Below are 16,879 nucleotides of genomic sequence, written 5' to 3' on the forward strand. Positions count from 1 at the left end.
CACGGAAACCTGCCTGAAGATCAACGGTTACATCCGTTTCCAGGTTGACGTTGCTCCGAACGCAAGCTCGATCGGCGCCAGCGGCGGCGGTTCTGTTCCGAACGACTCGGACTGGGACGCTCGTACGCGTGGTCAGGTTCAGTTCACGGCTAAGAGCGACACCGAATACGGCCCGCTCACCGGCGTGATCGTTATCCAGGCCAATGCTGACAACGCCTCTTCTCAGAAGACGCAGCTTGACTCTGCTTACCTCGACATCGCTGGCTTCCGCGCTGGTCTCTTCTACTCTTGGTGGGACGATGGTCTTTCCGGCGAAACGGACGACATCGGCTCCCCGGTTACTCTGCATAACTCCATCCGTTATCAGTACGAAACCGGCGACTTCTACGCTGGCATCAGCGTTGACGAACTGGAAGACGGCCCGTTCTACAACGGCGAACAGCCGAACAACTTCGGCGTAGCAATCGGCCTCGGTGGCAAGGCTGGCGCCTTCACCTACCAGATCACCGCTGGTTACGACACCGACAACGAAGAAGGCGCTGTTCGCGCTATGGGTACCGTTGCTATCGGCCCGGGCACGCTCGGCCTCGCAGCTGTCTACTCCAGCGGCCCGAACGCCTACTACAACAAGTCTGAATGGGCTGTTGCTGCCGAGTACGCTATCAAGGCGACCGACAAGCTGAAGATCACCCCGGGCGTTCAGTACTACGGCAACTACGGCGTAGTTACCCCGACGACCGATGCTGATTTCTCGGACAACAATGCCTGGAAGGCTGGCGTAACGATCGATTACCAGATCGTCGACAACCTCTCTGCCAAGGTTTCGGTTCAGTACCTCGATCCGGAACATGCTGACGACGTTACCTCGGGCTACTTCCGCCTGCAGCGCGCTTTCTAATCTGATCTGACTTCGGTCATTCAGAGAAGCCCGGCTTTCGAGCCGGGCTTTTTCGTTTCTGCTGGAAGGCCGACGCATATAGGCAATCTGGAAGTCGGTGAAAACTTAGGTGGAGAGCTTGAGCGGAATTAGCCGAGTTCACTGATAAACGTTCGGATCACCGTCGGAATGTCCCCGAGATGCAGAAGCGGCGCGTGGCCTTGGCCTTGCGCCAAGGTCTGCACCATTCCCGGATGCCGCTTCGCCATTTCATCCATCGTCTCCCGCGATAGCAGATTGGAGGTCTCTCCTTTGATCACCAACAGCGGTGTGGAGCGCAGGCTCTCGAATTGCGACCAAAGGTCGGGCAGGGGATTGATGAAATCGATTGTTTTCAACTGCTCGGCAATGGCCGGGTCATAGTCGGCGACAGGTACGCCATTCTGTTCCCGATAGATGGCGTGCGCCATGCCCTCCCAGTCGGGGAGACCGAGTGCGGGAAAGGCAGCGCCGTGATTCTCTTTGAGGATATCAACCGCCTCACTCCAGCTTCGAGGTTTGCGGTCACGGTTGAGATAGTCCCTGATCGCCATCAGCCCGGCGGGCTCGATGACCGGGCCGATATCGTTCAAGATGACGCCTGCGAGCAGTTCCGGCTTTATTGCCGCCACCAGATGCAGAATTAGCCCGCCGCGCGAGGTCCCAATGAAGATGGCGCGGTCGATGCCGAACGCAGCGCAGCCGGCAATCACATCGCCGCATTCGACAGCGAGATTGTAATTCGCCTTGCTATCATCCCGATCAGACAGGCCACGTCCGCGATAGTCCAATGCCATGACACGCCGTGGAAAAGCTGCGTCGTGCGACAGGATCAATGCAAGTTCGTGGAAATCGCGGGCATTGCGCGTAAGGCCCGGCAGGCAGACGACCGGCAACCGGTCGGTATCTCCGCCGGTCGGCTGGTAGTTACGGGCGTAAAGCCTCAGCCCATCGGTTGATCCATAGAATTTTTCGGTAAACCCGTTCGTGACTGCGTCGCCCATGACATCTCCATCCCGTCTGCCAAAACGAGATGTAGCGTGCTTTCGGCAAGTCTGCCAATCGGCCTCAGGTCGCGCCGCGGCCACCGATGAGGTCGCGCTCGATGTCAGGCGTCTGCCCGAGGCGAGCCTTGTAGACCTCGTAATTCTCCATCACCCGCTGCACGTAGTTGCGTGTTTCGGGGAAGGGAATGCGCTCGATCCAGTCAACGATTTCGTCAACCGGCTTGCCGCGCGGATCGCCATAGCGGCCGATCCATTCGGGCACACGCTTCGGTCCGGCATTATAGGCGATGAAAGTCAGGATATAGGAGCCGCCGAAGGCTTGGATCTGTTCGCCGAGATAATGCGCGCCGAGCGTTGCGTTGTAGCCGGCATCGGCTGTCAGCTTGTCCTTGGAATAGGTGATGTTGTTCCGCTTGGCGACGGCCTGGGCCGTGCCCGGCAGGAGCTGCAGCAGGCCACGGGCATTGGCGGCCGAAACGGCGGCCGGATTGAAGGCACTTTCCTGTCGAGCGATCGCATAGGCGAGCGCCTTGCCGGAGCCGGATATATTGGCGTTGGCGGGAATGACGCCAACCGGAAAGGCCAGCGCCGCGACATCGATACCGCGCCCATAGGCGATCTTGCCGATCTGCAGTGAAAGATGATGGTCGCCCGCCTGCTCGGCTTTGGCCGTCAGGATTGCGAGCTCGCCAGGGCTTTGAAGCTGCTCGGCCAGTGCCAGGTAAATGGCTGCCGCACGCCAGCCATGACCGGCCGATTCGAGCCGCCCGATCGCCTGCACGGCCTCGCGCTGCTGCAGGTTCTGTCGGTCTGTCGTCGTCGGCGACGGATAGGTGACGTTCAAGGTTTTGCGCCCGAGCCGCTCCGCCGCCAGCTGGCCGTAAAAAGTGCCCGGAAAATTCGCGGCCTTGGCGAAGAATTCGCTGGCCTTGCCCGGCCCGCCGGCCTCCGCCGAACGCCCGAGCCAGTACCAGGCGCGGGAAACGGAAAGCGGGCCGTTCGAAACCTGCAGGATCTTGCGGAAATGCGTCTCGGCCGTCGTCGGGTCCTGCAGTCCGCGCAGCGCATACCAGCCGGCATGGAACTGTGCTTCGACGATGTCAGTCGGCACCGTTGCGACCGAGGCGGCAACGATCTGGTAGGCCGCCTTGAACTGTCCTTGATCGACGAGACCGCGACTGATGATTCGCTGCTCGTTCCACCATTCGCCCGAGTTCATCAGCTCGGTCCGGTCGCGGGGTATCTGCTGCAGCAGCTTGGCGGCGTCGAGATACTTGTCCTGCTTGCGCAGATATTCGATGCGAGCGAAGAGAAAGCCTGGATCGCTGCGCCATTTCGCATCGACCGCATTCAGCAATGCACCGGCGTTACCCGCATTATTGTCGACGGCAGCCCAGGCCTTGTAGAGAGACTGCACCTGTCCCATGTCGCCGAAGCGCTTGGCCTGCGCCACGCGACCGCGATACATCAGGTAGTCCATTCGCGTCTTGTGGTCGGCGGCGGTCAGCAGGCCGGCAAATTCGGCAAGAATCTTGTCTTCGGTTGCCTTGTCGAGCGCCTGTCCGCGCCAGATCTTGCAGATATATTTCGCTGCCTGCGCAGACTTGCCGGTTGCTACAAGCGCGCGCGACATAATGATCGCGCCCTGCCACGTCTCGGGCGCCGTATCGCCGAAGGCGTTCAGCACGGCAGCAGGGGCTGGGTTCTCGTCATAGAGCGCACGCTCGGAATTGCCGCGCAGACGTTCCAGACCTGGCCAGCCATTTAACTCGTCCGAAGCACTGGCGATCTCATAGGAGGGAACGCCTTTCAGGCCGGAAGTGGCGATTGCCCAGGTCAGGATATGGCGGTCGAGTGTACCTGCCGCCATTGTATTGCGGATGGCAAGCGCCTGTTGCGGATCCTTGTTGGAGAGCGCATCGAGACCAGCTTTCAGATCGCTGTTGACGGGCGCGATTGCTCCATTGCGCGGAATGGACCCGGTCGTGATCGCCTCGGGGAAAGATGCGGTTTCCGGCACGAAACCCAGCGGCTTGACGGCCGGCAGGGGGGCGCTTTCGCCGGGGAGCGGCGATGCAACGCTGCCCCAGGCCGCAGCCACCAGGCCGAAGACGGACAGGATCAGAACGGCTCTCTTCATCCGGATTACTCGCAACGAAACCATGCCCCTCCATTTGGCTGGAGGCGTCTTAATGAAACCTTACCGTCTCCGGTAAAATTCATTCACATTTGCTATCGGAATTTGCCCTAACCGACCTATGCGCGCTTGTCGCAGCCTTTTTGCCGCTCTATGGTGCGCAACTCTTATTCATGGAATGCGGCTGAAGCAAGGATATCGGCCGTGAGGAGCTTTGCATGTTCAATGGGTCCATCCCCGCGCTCGTAACCCCCTTCACCGATGCCGGCCTGATCGACGAAGACAGCTTCGCCGCCCATGTCGCCTGGCAGATCGGGGAGGGCAGCAGCGGCCTCGTTCCGGTTGGCACGACCGGTGAGTCGCCGACGCTGTCGCATGCCGAGCACAAACGGGTGGTGGAGCTCTGCATCGAAGTTGCCGGCAAACGCGTACCCGTCATGGCCGGCGCCGGCTCGAACAATACGCGCGAAGCGATCGAACTTGCCCAGCATGCCGAGAAGGTTGGCGCGGACGCCGTTCTGGTCGTCACGCCCTATTACAACAAGCCGACGCAGAAGGGTCTGATCGCTCACTATTCGGCGATCGCTGAAGCCGTGAAGCTGCCGATCTATATCTACAACATCCCCGGCCGTTCGGTTGTCGACATGACGCCGGAGACGATGGGCGCGCTCGCCAAGGCCCACAAGAACATCGTTGGCGTCAAGGATGCGACCGGCAAGATCGAGCGTGTCTCGGAGCAGCGCATCACCTGCGGCAAGGAGTTCCAGCAGCTTTCCGGCGAGGACGCGACGGCTCTCGGCTTCAACGCCCATGGCGGCGTCGGCTGTATCTCCGTCACGGCCAATATCGCGCCGCGCCTCTGTGCTGAATTCCAGGCAGCGACGGCCGCCGGAAATTACGCCAAGGCGTTGGAACTGCAGGACCGGCTGATGCCGCTGCATAAGGCAGTCTTCATGGAACCAGGCGTCTGCGGTGCGAAATATGGCCTAGCAAAGCTCGGCCGCATGAGCCGCACCGTGCGCTCGCCGCTCATGTCCTCGCTGGAGCCCTCGACCGAAGCGGCGATCGATGCCGCCATGCGTCACGCTGGCTTGCTCAACTGAGGCTGCAAACCGGCCTGTCTTCACAAGACCGGGCCGTTCTCTTACATAGATGACAGGAAATGAGGGCGCGGCATTCGCGCCCCTCCAATGGAATTATCGTCATGGCCCCCAAAGGCAGCCAGCGTATCGTGAAGAAGGTCGTTGCGGAAAACCGCAAGGCCCGCTTCAACTACGAGATCATCGATACCTATGAGGCGGGCTTGGTGCTGATGGGCACCGAGGTCAAGTCACTGCGCGAAGGCAAGGCCAATATCGCCGAATCCTACGCTTCCGATGAGGATGGCGAGATCTGGCTGATCAATTCCTATCTGCCGGAATATTTGCAGGCGAACCGCTTCAACCATGAGCCGCGTCGCCGCCGCAAGCTGCTTTTGTCCGGGCGTGAGATCAACCGTTTGCGCGCGGGCATCAATCGCGAAGGCATGACGCTGATCCCGATGAAGATCTACTTCAACGATCAGGGCCGCGCCAAGATCGAGCTGGCGCTCGCAAAGGGCAAGAAGCTGCATGACAAGCGCGAATCCGAGAAGGAGCGCGATTGGAACAGGCAGAAGAGTCGTCTGTTGAAAGACAACGGCTGACTCTTTGCCTGCAGCATCATGCTATTCGTGAATGAAGATTCAGTCTTCGAAATCGCTGGCCGGCGCCACTTCGGCGGGACGCGGCGGACGTTCGGAAGGATCCCGGCCGATCTCGGCTTTCAGCGACAGAAGATCGATGAAGTGATCGGCTTGGCGACGCAGGTCGTCGGCGATCATCGGCGGCTGGGTCGACATGGTCGAAATGACCGAAACCTTGCGTCCCTTGCGTTGCAGCGCTTCGACCAGATTGGTGAAATCGCCGTCGCCGGAGAAGATGACGAGATGGTCGACCGTTTCGGACTGTTCCATGGCATCGATTGCGAGCTCGATATCCATATTGCCCTTGATCTTGCGGCGTCCCATGGAGTCGGTAAACTCCTTGGCGGGCTTCGTCACGACCTTGTAGCCGTTATAATCGAGCCAGTCGATGAGCGGACGGATCGAGGAATATTCCTGGTCTTCGATAAGCGCGGTATAGTAGTATGCGCGCAGCAGATATCCACGTTTCTGAAATGCTTTCAAGAGCTTGCGGTAATCGATATCAAAGCCCAGACTCTTGGATGCAGCGTAAAGGTTGGCGCCGTCTATGAATAGTGCAATTTTTTCGCGTGGGTCAAACATCGCTTACCAATCCAAAGAGAGTAATCGAAATCCATAAGCCACTAAGCCCAATAAAAACAGCGGCTTGCGGATGTGGCGTCGAGCTGTTCCGTACTTTATGAATTATTCATATATGAAAGATTTAGGGCACGATTCGGGATATTCCAAGCAACCCCCGGTGGAAATGTCATATTGTGCATGGAAATTTAGACCGGCTGCGGATAAAGGCGAGGGGACCCTAACGAAAAACTTGAATTTGCCCGGTTTTAATTGTATCGGGCGTGTTAATCCCGAAAAGACGACCGCAAAGGACAGGCAATGGCCCGTGTCACAGTAGAAGATTGCATTGACAAGGTAGAGAACCGCTTCGAGCTGGTTCTGCTCGCCAGCCATCGCGCCCGGCTGATTTCCCAGGGTGCGTCGATCACCATCGATCGCGACAACGACAAGAACCCGGTTGTGGCTCTGCGCGAAATCGCTGACGAGACCCTGTCTCCCGACGATCTGAAGGAAGACCTGATCCATTCGCTGCAGAAGCATGTGGAAGTGGACGAGCCCGAGCCCGATCCGGCAAGCCTGATCGCCGCCGGTGCAACGGCTAATGCCGACAGCGAAGAGCAGGACGACCTGCCGGAAACGATCACCTTCGACCAGATGTCGGAAGAAGAGCTTCTGGCCGGCATCGAAGGTCTCGTTCCGCCGGAAAAGAGCGACGATTACTAAGCGCATCCCTGGCCTTTGAATGGCCGGGGCTTCCTGCGCGGCAAAAGATCGACGATTACCAATCATCAATCTTGCGCCTGTAAAGCTTAGGCATAATATTGCCCATGTGTGCGCCAATCTGCGATTGGCGCGCTTTTATTTTATTGGAGTGGCTTTGGAATGATGCGGCAGTACGAGCTCGTGGAGCGGGTTCAGAAATACAAGCCCGATGCCAACGAAGCTCTGCTGAACAAAGCCTATGTCTACGCCATGCAGAAGCATGGGCAGCAGAAGCGGGCGAGCGGCGACCCTTACATCTCGCACCCGCTCGAAGTGGCCGCCATCCTGACCGACATGCATCTCGATGAATCGACGATCGCAGTCGCCCTTCTGCATGACACGATCGAGGATACGACGGCGACGCGCGCCGAGATCGACGAACTCTTTGGCGAGGATATCGGCCGCCTGGTCGAGGGCCTGACGAAGATCAAGAAGCTCGACCTCGTCACCAAAAAGGCCAAGCAGGCGGAAAATCTGCGTAAGCTGTTGCTTGCCATTTCCGATGACGTACGCGTCCTGCTGGTCAAGCTCGCCGACCGCCTGCACAACATGCGCACCCTCGACCATATGTCGCAGGAAAAGCGCGCGCGCATTTCCGAAGAGACGATGGAAATCTATGCGCCGCTCGCCGGCCGCATGGGTATGCAGGACATGCGCGAGGAGCTGGAGGAGCTCTCCTTCCGGCACATGAACCCGGAAGCCTACGAGACCGTCACCAAGCGCCTCGAGGAGCTGTCGAAGCGCAATGAAGGCCTGGTCAAGAAGATCGAGGCCGAGCTGCGCGACCTGCTGATCGCCAATGGATTGACGACCGCCTACGTCAAGGGCCGGCAGAAAAAGCCCTATTCGGTATTCCGCAAGATGCAGTCGAAGTCGCTCTCCTTCGAGCAGCTGTCGGACGTCTACGGTTTCCGCCTCATCGTCGAGGATATTCCTTCCTGCTATCGTGCGCTCGGCATCGTGCATACGCGCTGGCGCGTCGTGCCCGGCCGCTTCAAGGATTACATCTCGACGCCGAAGCAGAACGACTACCGGTCGTTGCATACCACCATCGTCGGCCCGTCGATGCAGCGCATCGAGCTGCAGATCCGCACCAAGCGCATGCATGAGATCGCCGAGTTCGGTATCGCCGCTCATACGCTCTATAAGGACGGCGCCACCAATGCCGATGGCGATATCCTCTCGCGCGAAAGCAATGCCTATTCCTGGCTTCGGCACACGATCGAGGCGCTCGCCGAAGGCGACAGCCCCGAAGAGTTCCTCGAGCACACCAAGCTCGAGCTGTTTCAGGATCAGGTCTTCTGTTTCACGCCGAAGGGCAAGCTGATTGCCCTGCCGCGCGGTGCGACACCGATCGACTTTGCCTATGCCGTTCATACCAACATCGGCGACACGACCGTCGGCGCCAAGATCAACGGCCGCATCATGCCGCTGGTGACCCGCCTCAACAATGGCGACGAAGTGGAGATCATCCGCTCTGGCGTGCAGGTGCCGCCGGCCGCCTGGGAAGAGATCGTCGTGACAGGCAAGGCGCGCGCGGCCATCCGCCGTGCGACGCGCATGGCGATCCGCAAACAATATGCCGGTCTCGGCCACCGCATCCTGGAGCGCACCTTCGAGCGCGCCGGCAAGATCTTCTCGCGCGATGCCATGAAGCCGGCCCTCCACCGCCTGGGGCAGAAGGATGTGGAAGATGCGATCGCTGCCGTCGGCCGCGGCGAGATGTCTTCGCTCGACGTCCTGCGCGCCGTCTATCCCGATCATCAGGACGAGCGCGTCACGGTGAAGCCCGCCGGCGACGAGGGCTGGTTCAATGTCCGCAGCGCCGCGGGCATGATCTTCAAGATCCCCGGCAAGACCAAGGCCGATCTCGACGGCGAGCGCGCCTCCACCGAGAGCGATCCCGATATCGTGCCGATCCGCGGCCTCTCCGGCAATGTCGACGTCAAGTTCTCGCCGACCGGCGCCGTGCCCGGCGATCGTATCGTCGGCATCATGGAAAAGGGCAAGGGCATCACCATCTATCCCATCCAGTCGCCATCGCTGCAGCGCTTCGATGATCAGCCGGATCGCTGGATCGACGTGCGTTGGGATCTCGATGAGGCCAACAAGTCCCGCTTCATGGCTCGCATCATGGTCAACGCGCTGAACGAGCCCGGCACGCTGGCCAAGGTGGCGCAGACGGTCGCAAGTCTCGACGTCAATATCCGTATGCTGAACACGGTGCGTGTGGCCGCCGACTTCACCGAAATGGTGCTGGAAGTGGAAGTCTGGGACCTGCGTCAGCTGAACCAGCTTCTCTCTCAGCTCAAGGACCTGGACTGCATCGCAACGGTCCGGCGCCTCTACGAGTAGGATTTTATTAAAGTCTTGCCGACCGCAAAATTGCGCTTTGCATATTTTGTGATCATTTAATAGCCGAATTGGCATATTGAAAAGGCAAGGCATGCATTAAATGCATGGCTGTGCTCCGGTTACAGCGGTAGTAATTAACCGTTGCTGCGACTATCTTCTGGTCATCAAGAAATGAAACGAAGATGAGGAAAAGCAATGTTTGAACCGATCAGGAAGTTCGCCCGTGCCCTTCGCGCTCCGACCGCTCAGGAACGTGAAATGGCATATCTCAACGGCTCGCATGACCGTATTGATCTTGAATATCGTCAGCGTCAGGTCGATCGCGGTATCTTCCGCACTCGCTAATCACTGAGATATACTTGAAGTAAGGAAGGGGGCGTTATGCATGGTCCACGCCCCTTGGAAGAAAAGAAGAAGAGACGGCCTGTTTATGAAGCGGTTCCATTTGCCGCTCTTGTCATGGTGGTGTGCCCTGCACTAAATACGCGCCATGTTGTTTCGCCGTCGCAAACCCGCGGGATTTAAGGAAAAGCTGCGAGAGCTCGTATGGCCTCGCAAGGGTTTTCTGCGCCCGCCAAAATATCTCATGATGCGCGTCCTGCGCCTGACTGCCTCGCCGCATGCTGTTGCGGTGGGCGTCGCTGCGGGTGTCTTCGTTTCGTGGACACCCTTTATCGGCGTGCATTTCGTCATGGCCTTCGTCATCACCTATTTCCTGTCGGGCAATATGGTGGCGGCAGCGCTTGGCTGCGCGGCCTTCGGCAATCCGCTGACCTATCCCTTCATCTGGGGCATTACCTGGGAAGTCGGTCACCTGCTGCTCAGCCGACAGGACCAGATGGCCGGGCAGACGATCGATCTCGCCGAACTCTTCCACAAGCTGCATTTCACGGAACTCTGGAAACCGGTGCTGGAGCCGATGCTGATCGGTGCTATCCCGCCGGCGGCCATCACCTCGGTTGCGCTTTATGTACTGACATTCTACACCGTGAGGGGCTTTCAGGCGCGTCGCCGCGCCCGGCTGATGGAGCGTACGCGGCTACGGCTCGCCGATCCCGCCACCGAGATGCCGACCGTCTGAGCCCGAAGCAGTTCTATCCCGAAAGGCCTCTCGCATGATCATCGGCATTGGCAGCGACCTCATCGACATCAGGCGCGTGGAGAAATCCATCGAGCGCTTCGGTGACCGCTTCACGCATCGCTGTTTCACCGAGATCGAGCGCGCCCGCTCGGATCGCCGCGCCAACCGCGCCGAATCCTATGCCAAGCGCTTCGCCGCCAAGGAAGCCTGCTCCAAGGCACTCGGCACCGGGCTTTCGCAGGGCGTTTTCTGGAAGGATATGGGCGTCGTCAACCTGCCGAGCGGCAAGCCGACGATGCAACTGACGGGCGGTGCGGCCGCCGTCCTTGAGGCCATGCTGCCGGCCGGCCACAAGGCCGCCATTCATTTGACAATAACCGATGATTATCCCTTGGCTCAGGCTTTTGTGATCATCGAAGCGCTGCCGAATGCCGTATGATAGCGACCTCTCGTCGCTTTTAGTGCTGTCGTTATTGCCGCCACCGGCCGAAGCCGCTAGAGAGAACATCAGAAAGAAATGCGCCTTCATGGCGTCTTGAAGGAATAAGACTGCGTGTCCGAAAAAGTCGAAGCCAAGCCGAATGCCCTCTGGGAAAATATCAAGGTCATCATCCAGGCTCTCGTCCTGGCGATGGTTATCAGGACTGTACTGTTCCAGCCCTTTACCATTCCCTCGGGCTCGATGATGCCGACCTTGCTGGTCGGTGACTACATCTTCGTCAACAAGTTTGCTTACGGCTATTCGAAATATTCGCTGCCTTTCTCGCCTGACATTTTCAGCGGCCGCATTTTCGGTTCCGATCCGAAGCGTGGCGATATCGTCGTTTTCCGTTTCCCGCCGAATCCTGAGGTCGATTACATCAAGCGCGTCGTCGGCCTGCCGGGCGATCATATCCAGGTCACCGACGGTATTCTCTACATCAACGGCAAGCCGGTTCCGAAGGTGCCCGATGGCACTTTCAATTCCGACTACAAGCTCGATCCGGGCCAGGACGTGCCGGTGTTCCGCGAGACGCTGGATGATGGCAAGACCTATGACACGCTCGACCAGTCGCCGGTTTCGCGCGGCGACAACACCCGCGAGTTCATCGTTCCGGAAGGCCATTATTTCATGATGGGCGATAACCGCGACAACTCGCTCGACAGCCGCTTCGATGTCGGTTTTGTGCCTGCGGAAAACCTTGTCGGCCGCGCCAGCGTCATCTTCTTCTCGCTGGGCAACGACACGTCCTTCCGCGAAATCTGGAAATGGCCGACCAACATGCGCTGGGACCGTCTCTTCAAGGTTGTTGAATGAGCAAGGCGCAGGCGCTCTCAGCGGCGGACCGCGCAAAGCTTGAAAGCCTGATCGGGCATGAATTTGCCGAGAAGGAACGTCTGGACCGCGCGCTGACCCATGCCAGCGCGCGCACCGACAAGGGCAATTACGAGCGGCTTGAATTTCTCGGCGACAGGGTTCTCGGGCTCTGTATCGCCGAGTTGCTGTTTCGCACCTTCGGTGCCGCGACCGAAGGCGAGCTTTCGGTACGGCTGAACCAGCTCGTCAGCGCCGAAACCTGCGCCGCAGTTGCCGACGAGCTCAATCTCCACCTCTATATCCGCACCGGCGCCGATGTGAAGAAACTGACCGGCAAGCGCATGATGAACGTGCGCGCCGATGTCGTCGAAAGCCTGATCGCCGCACTCTATCTCGATGGCGGCCTGGAGGTCGCGCGCCGCTTCATTCTGCGCTATTGGGAGGGCAGGGCGGTGCGTGCCGATGGCGCCCGCCGTGACGCGAAGACCGAGTTGCAGGAATGGTCGCACGCCAAATATGGCGTCACACCCGTCTATCGGGTTGAAGAACGCAGCGGACCGGATCATGATCCGCGCTTCAAGGTGACTGTAGAAGTCGCTGGCGTTGCACCGGAAACAGGCATAGAGCGCTCCAAGCGCGCCGCAGAACAGGTCGCCGCGACGAGAATGCTCGAGCGCGAAGGCATTTGGCAGTCGACATCTGCCGGAAATTGACGGGATCAATGACAGAAGAAAACGACATGGCGGCCGAAAGCTCCGCTGAAAGCAATCCGACGCATTCCGGCTTCGTCGCCCTGATCGGCCCGACCAATGCCGGCAAGTCGACGCTGGTCAACCGCCTCGTCGGCGCCAAGGTGTCGATCGTCAGCCATAAGGTGCAGACGACGCGCGCCATCGTGCGCGGCATCGCCATTCATAACAATGCGCAGATCGTCTTCATGGATACGCCCGGCATCTTCAAGCCGCGTCGTCGCCTCGATCGCGCCATGGTGACCTCAGCCTGGGGCGGTGCCAAGGATGCCGATCTCATCATGCTGCTGATCGACAGCGAACGCGGCCTGCGCGGCGATGCCGAAGCCATTCTCGAAGGCCTCAAGGATGTTCCGCAGAGGAAGATCCTTGTCCTCAACAAGATCGACCGCGTCAATCGCGAGCTGCTTCTGGCAATTGCCGCAACCGCAAACCAGAAGGTCGACTTCGAGCAGACCTTCATGATCTCGGCAGAGAACGGTTCAGGCTGCGACGATGTGATGGATTATCTGGCAAAGACCCTGCCGGAAGGCCCCTGGTATTATCCGGAGGATCAGATCTCCGATCTGCCGATGCGCCAGCTCGCCGCCGAAATCACCCGCGAGAAGCTCTTCCTGCGCCTGCATCAGGAGCTTCCCTATTCCTCGCATGTCGAGACGGAAAAATGGGAAGAGCGCAAGGACGGCTCCGTGCGCATCGAACAGGTCATCTATGTCGAGCGCGACAGCCAGAAGAAGATCGCGCTCGGCAAGGGCGGCGAAACGATCAAGGCGATCTCGTCGGCGTCGCGCCGTGAGCTGGCGGAAATCCTTGAACAGCCGGTCCATCTCTTTCTGTTCGTCAAGGTGCGTGAGAACTGGGGCGATGATCCCGAGCGCTTCCGTGAAATGGGCCTCGAATTTCCGCGCTAAAGCATGTCGCGCAAAACTGTGCAGCGGTTTTGAAACAACGACATGCGTAAAACAAAGATCTAAAGCGTGGCAAGCGATCTGAAAGATCGCGACGCGCTTTAGTTTGACAAGGAAATTGACAAGGGGCACTCAGCCCTTTGTTTTTTATAAAAATCGCCGCCTGTTCCAAGGAACAAATCGGCCCGCCTGCGCATTGATCTGCCAACGGCGCTGCACCCTGCAGCGCCGGTTTTTTGCGACAGCAGGGACAAGATGGCGACGGCAAAACCTACCCATTCCTTCAAGACGCCCTGCGAGCAGTGTCCGTTGCGGCCATTGCCGCATTTCCGAGAGTTCAGCCGCGACGAGCTGGAATTTGTTTCGAAATTCAAAAGGGGCGAACTGGCCGTCGATGCCGGTGCGACCATTGTGGTCGAAGGTGCCCACAGCGCCCATCTCTTTACGGTGCTCTCCGGTTGGGGCTTCCGATACAAGATGCTGGAGGATGGCCGCCGGCAGATCCTGAACTACATCATGCCGGGCGACCTGATCGGCCTGCAGGGCACGATCATGGGCGAGATGCAGCATTCGGTGGAGGCCCTGTCGCCGGTAACGCTCTGCGTCTTCGAGCGCGACAAACTGATGACCCTTTATAACAAGCACCCTTCGCTTGCCTTCGATATTACCTGGATCGCGGCGCAGGAGGAGCGCATTCTCGACGAACACCTGTTGAGCATCGGCCGTCGTACGGCACTCGAAAGAGCCGCCTATCTCATCGCCTTCCTGTTTGAACGCGCAAGGAAGCTCAACCTTTTCAACGGCCGTAATGTCATCCCGATCACGCAGCAGCATATTGCCGACACACTTGGTCTTTCGATCGTTCACACCAACAAGACGCTAAAAAAGCTTGCAGGACGCAACCTGATCCGTTGGCAGGATCGCGGCTGCGACGTGCTGGACGGGGAGGGGCTGGTGCAGGTGGCCGGCTGGGAAGGACTGCGCGAAGGAAAGCGCCCTTTCATCTAAGGCTTGTTGAGATTCAGGATTCCCATTTTGATTGGGCCTTCGGCAATCTGGTGCGTTTCGTTCTGCTGCCGAGGCAGCGGTTCGACACGGTCGGCGTTGCAGCCCTCATCGACGGTGTCGAATTCGATGGCTTGATCGCCGACAAGGCATTCGACCGCAATCACATCATCGCCGATCTCAACGAACGCGGCGCAAAGATCGTCATCTCACAACATCCAAGACGGGCCTCGGGAGGCCACATTTCGGTGCGTCGGGCTGTATCCTCCTGATTCGCAGTTGGCGCCCGAATGCAAACCCTGGATAGCATGACAAGGAGACCTTGCTATGTGTCGTTTGTAAGCAGGATAGATAATCCAGCCAGCAACGGCTGGATCGAATAAAGTTAATTCTTAATTAGCAAATCCGGCGAATTCTTATAGCTATCCGATCCGCGCGGTCGTCCTTTTGGAACTGGAGACCTGAATGAAGCGCCCAAGTGTCAAGCAAGCCCTTATTGCCGTTTTATCCGTCATCGGTGTCTTCCTCGTTGTCCTGTCCTACAGTTCCCTCAGCACGATCTCGACGCTGAACGACAATACCCAGCAAATAGGCGGCTTCTGGATGAAACGCCTGGTCACCGCCAGAGATATCAAGGGAAATTTCTCTGATCTGAAGCTGGCTTACGCGCGATACCTATTGGAGGCGTCACCAGAAAAGCGAGCCGCGGGAGCGAAGCTGGTCGACGACACGAATTCTGCGGTCAAGAACTCGATCGATGAATATGTGAAAGGCGTTCGCACCGAGCGAGGCCGCGAACTGATCAATCAGGTCAACTCGGAACTTAAGAAATACAGCGAGCTCGCCGAACACATGGTCCAACTACAGGACAGTGGGAAGGGCGCCGAGGCTGCCAGTCTCTTCCGCGAGAGCATGGAGCCGCAATCCGATCTGGTGAGCCAGAAGATTGCAGACTTGGTGGCCTTCATTTTGAGTCAGGCCGAATCATATGTCGCCGCAAGTGGTGCCACGGCAAGCCACGCGTTCACAGTGACGGCACTAATCGCAACTCTCGCAATCGTGGTCGCCCTGGCCGGAACAATATTTGCCGTATTCGGTATCGCAAACCCGATACGTCGGATCGCCTCTGCCATGAAGATCTTGTCCGACGGCGATCTGGGAAGCGCTATTCCTTACGCCGGTCGCGCGGACGAGATTGGCGCGATGGCGGCAGCAGTGGAGGTGTTCCGACAGAACGCGATAAACGTTCTTCGACTGGAGCAGGAAGCATCGGCATCGCGGAGCCAGTCAGAGGCAGCTCGTGCCGCAGCACAGGACCGTGCCGAGAGAGAAGCGCAACAACTGCGGTTTGCGACAACAACGCTGGGCGATGGATTGAGGCGTCTGGCAGGCGGCGATGTCTCCTTCCAGCTGGCGGAGCCTTTCGCAGCGGAGTACGAGCAGCTGCGTGAGGATTTCAACGCTTCGCTCAAACAGCTCGGTACGACGATCAGCGCTGTGCTGAAGACTGTGCACAGCATCGATAGCGGAACGCGCGAAATCGCGTCCGGTGCGCAAGACCTTTCCAAGCGCACGGAGCAGCAGGCTGCCTCTCTGGAAGAGACGGCAGCAGCTCTCGATGAGATTACCGCCAATGTTACGACAGCCTCCAAGCGGACCGACGAGGCTCGCAATGTCGCACACGAAGCGAATGTCAGTGCGGAACGTTCCGCTTCGGTCGTGTCGGAAGCCGAACAGGCGATGAGGCGAATCGAGGACAGCTCGGAGCAGATCTCCAATATCATCAGTGTCATCGACGAAATCGCGTTCCAGACAAACCTGCTGGCACTGAATGCAGGCGTCGAAGCAGCCCGCGCCGGGGAAGCCGGTAAAGGCTTTGCAGTTGTCGCTCAAGAGGTTCGCGAGCTCGCACAACGCGCGGCAACAGCGGCGAAGGAGATCAAGGGTCTCATTGAAAAATCCTCTGCCGAAGTCGGCACCGGCGTGAGACTGGTTCTTGAGACGGGCCAGTCGCTGAAATCGATCAGTGACCATGTGTCTCGGATCAATCAGCTGATGGCGGCGATCGCGACGTCCGCGCGAGAGCAGTCCACGGGACTTGCCGAAATCAACACCGCCGTCAACCAAATGGATCAATCCACTCAACAGAACGCGGCGATGGTCGAACAATCCACCGCAGCGGCCGCGTCATTGTCGAGTGAGGCGAGCAGGCTGCGCGATCTAGTGAACCAGTTTCATCTCGACAGCGACCCGGGCCAGGCCGCTGCGATGAGAACGACTGTGCGGATCAGAGCAGCGTAATGGTGGCTTCTTGACTGCGTCGTCAAATACAAGCCATCAGCAGACACGCCATTGCTCCAGGCGTTACTTCAGCTGGG

The 16,879-nt window shown here is 58.7% G+C and carries 17 protein-coding genes; 14 read left to right on the plus strand and 3 right to left on the minus strand.

All coding sequences use genetic code 11. The features are described from left to right. Positions 1 to 898, plus strand: an 898-nt coding sequence (locus PMI11_RS18990; RefSeq protein ID WP_007820116.1) for a porin, incomplete at its 5' end; no start/stop codon positions are given. Between the two features lie 128 nt (positions 899 to 1,026). Here PMI11_RS18990 and PMI11_RS18995 read toward each other — a convergent pair. Together PMI11_RS18995 and PMI11_RS19000 are read right to left on the minus strand one after the other, a co-directional pair. Further along, a complete protein-coding gene (locus PMI11_RS18995) occupies positions 1,027 to 1,920 on the minus strand; it encodes an alpha/beta fold hydrolase (RefSeq protein WP_007820117.1) in 894 nt (297 codons plus the stop codon). A gap of 64 nt (positions 1,921 to 1,984) precedes the next feature. Then, entirely contained in the window at positions 1,985 to 4,063 is a 2,079-nt protein-coding gene (locus PMI11_RS19000) for a lytic transglycosylase domain-containing protein (RefSeq protein WP_037071686.1), read from the minus strand. A gap of 215 nt (positions 4,064 to 4,278) precedes the next feature. Between PMI11_RS19000 and dapA the strand changes: the two genes are divergently transcribed. Next, positions 4,279 to 5,163, plus strand: a complete 885-nt coding sequence (dapA, locus tag PMI11_RS19005) for a 4-hydroxy-tetrahydrodipicolinate synthase (protein ID WP_007820122.1) — start codon at positions 4,279 to 4,281, stop codon at positions 5,161 to 5,163. A gap of 101 nt (positions 5,164 to 5,264) precedes the next feature. Then, the gene (smpB, locus tag PMI11_RS19010; RefSeq protein WP_007820124.1) at positions 5,265 to 5,744 is read left to right on the plus strand and encodes an SsrA-binding protein SmpB; all 480 of its coding nucleotides are present in this window, start codon (positions 5,265 to 5,267) and stop codon (positions 5,742 to 5,744) included. Between the two features lie 39 nt (positions 5,745 to 5,783). On the opposite strand, the gene PMI11_RS19015 is transcribed toward smpB, so the two are convergent. Continuing rightward, positions 5,784 to 6,365, minus strand: coding sequence for a LabA-like NYN domain-containing protein (locus PMI11_RS19015; RefSeq protein ID WP_007820126.1), 582 nt, complete (start codon positions 6,363 to 6,365; stop codon positions 5,784 to 5,786). Between the two features lie 297 nt (positions 6,366 to 6,662). Here PMI11_RS19015 and rpoZ point away from each other — a divergent pair, with 297 nt between their 5' ends. The 11 genes from rpoZ to PMI11_RS19065 all read left to right on the plus strand — a co-directional run bounded on the left by rpoZ (position 6,663) and on the right by PMI11_RS19065 (position 16,802). Continuing rightward, positions 6,663 to 7,067, plus strand: a complete 405-nt coding sequence (gene rpoZ / locus PMI11_RS19020; protein WP_007820129.1) for a DNA-directed RNA polymerase subunit omega — start codon at positions 6,663 to 6,665, stop codon at positions 7,065 to 7,067. 159 nt (positions 7,068 to 7,226) lie between these two features. Beyond that, complete coding sequence (locus tag PMI11_RS19025) at positions 7,227 to 9,461, plus strand: RelA/SpoT family protein (protein ID WP_007820131.1); 2,235 nt, start codon at positions 7,227 to 7,229, stop codon at positions 9,459 to 9,461. Between the two features lie 195 nt (positions 9,462 to 9,656). Beyond that, the gene (locus PMI11_RS36640) at positions 9,657 to 9,806 is read left to right on the plus strand and encodes a DUF3563 family protein (protein WP_007820133.1); all 150 of its coding nucleotides are present in this window, start codon (positions 9,657 to 9,659) and stop codon (positions 9,804 to 9,806) included. 145 nt (positions 9,807 to 9,951) lie between these two features. Next, positions 9,952 to 10,542, plus strand: a complete 591-nt coding sequence (locus PMI11_RS19030; protein WP_007820136.1) for a DUF2062 domain-containing protein — start codon at positions 9,952 to 9,954, stop codon at positions 10,540 to 10,542. A 34-nt stretch (positions 10,543 to 10,576) separates the two neighbouring features. Then, positions 10,577 to 10,981 (plus strand): holo-ACP synthase, encoded by a 405-nt coding sequence (acpS, locus tag PMI11_RS19035; RefSeq protein WP_007820138.1) that lies wholly within the window; start codon positions 10,577 to 10,579, stop codon positions 10,979 to 10,981. A 114-nt stretch (positions 10,982 to 11,095) separates the two neighbouring features. After that, positions 11,096 to 11,839 carry a signal peptidase I gene (gene lepB / locus PMI11_RS19040; RefSeq protein WP_007820140.1) on the plus strand — a complete coding sequence of 248 codons (744 nt, stop codon included), beginning with the start codon at positions 11,096 to 11,098 and terminating at the stop codon, positions 11,837 to 11,839. Beyond that, the gene (gene rnc / locus PMI11_RS19045) at positions 11,836 to 12,552 is read left to right on the plus strand and encodes a ribonuclease III (RefSeq protein WP_007820142.1); all 717 of its coding nucleotides are present in this window, start codon (positions 11,836 to 11,838) and stop codon (positions 12,550 to 12,552) included. Before lepB ends, rnc begins: the two co-directional genes overlap by 4 nt. A gap of 8 nt (positions 12,553 to 12,560) precedes the next feature. After that, positions 12,561 to 13,499 carry a GTPase Era gene (gene era, locus PMI11_RS19050; RefSeq protein ID WP_007820145.1) on the plus strand — a complete coding sequence of 313 codons (939 nt, stop codon included), beginning with the start codon at positions 12,561 to 12,563 and terminating at the stop codon, positions 13,497 to 13,499. Between the two features lie 252 nt (positions 13,500 to 13,751). Next, on the plus strand, positions 13,752 to 14,504 hold the full coding sequence (locus PMI11_RS19055; RefSeq protein ID WP_007820147.1) for a Crp/Fnr family transcriptional regulator: 753 nt from the start codon (positions 13,752 to 13,754) through the stop codon (positions 14,502 to 14,504). Between the two features lie 50 nt (positions 14,505 to 14,554). Next, the gene (locus tag PMI11_RS19060; RefSeq protein WP_157179656.1) at positions 14,555 to 14,773 is read left to right on the plus strand and encodes a hypothetical protein; all 219 of its coding nucleotides are present in this window, start codon (positions 14,555 to 14,557) and stop codon (positions 14,771 to 14,773) included. A gap of 193 nt (positions 14,774 to 14,966) precedes the next feature. After that, positions 14,967 to 16,802, plus strand: coding sequence for a HAMP domain-containing methyl-accepting chemotaxis protein (locus PMI11_RS19065; RefSeq protein ID WP_007820152.1), 1,836 nt, complete (start codon positions 14,967 to 14,969; stop codon positions 16,800 to 16,802). The last annotated feature ends 77 nt before the right edge of the window (positions 16,803 to 16,879 follow it).

Origin of the sequence: Rhizobium sp. CF142 (assembly GCF_000281145.1) — a bacterium.
In the GTDB taxonomy this organism is placed as follows: Bacteria; Pseudomonadota; Alphaproteobacteria; order Rhizobiales; family Rhizobiaceae; genus Rhizobium.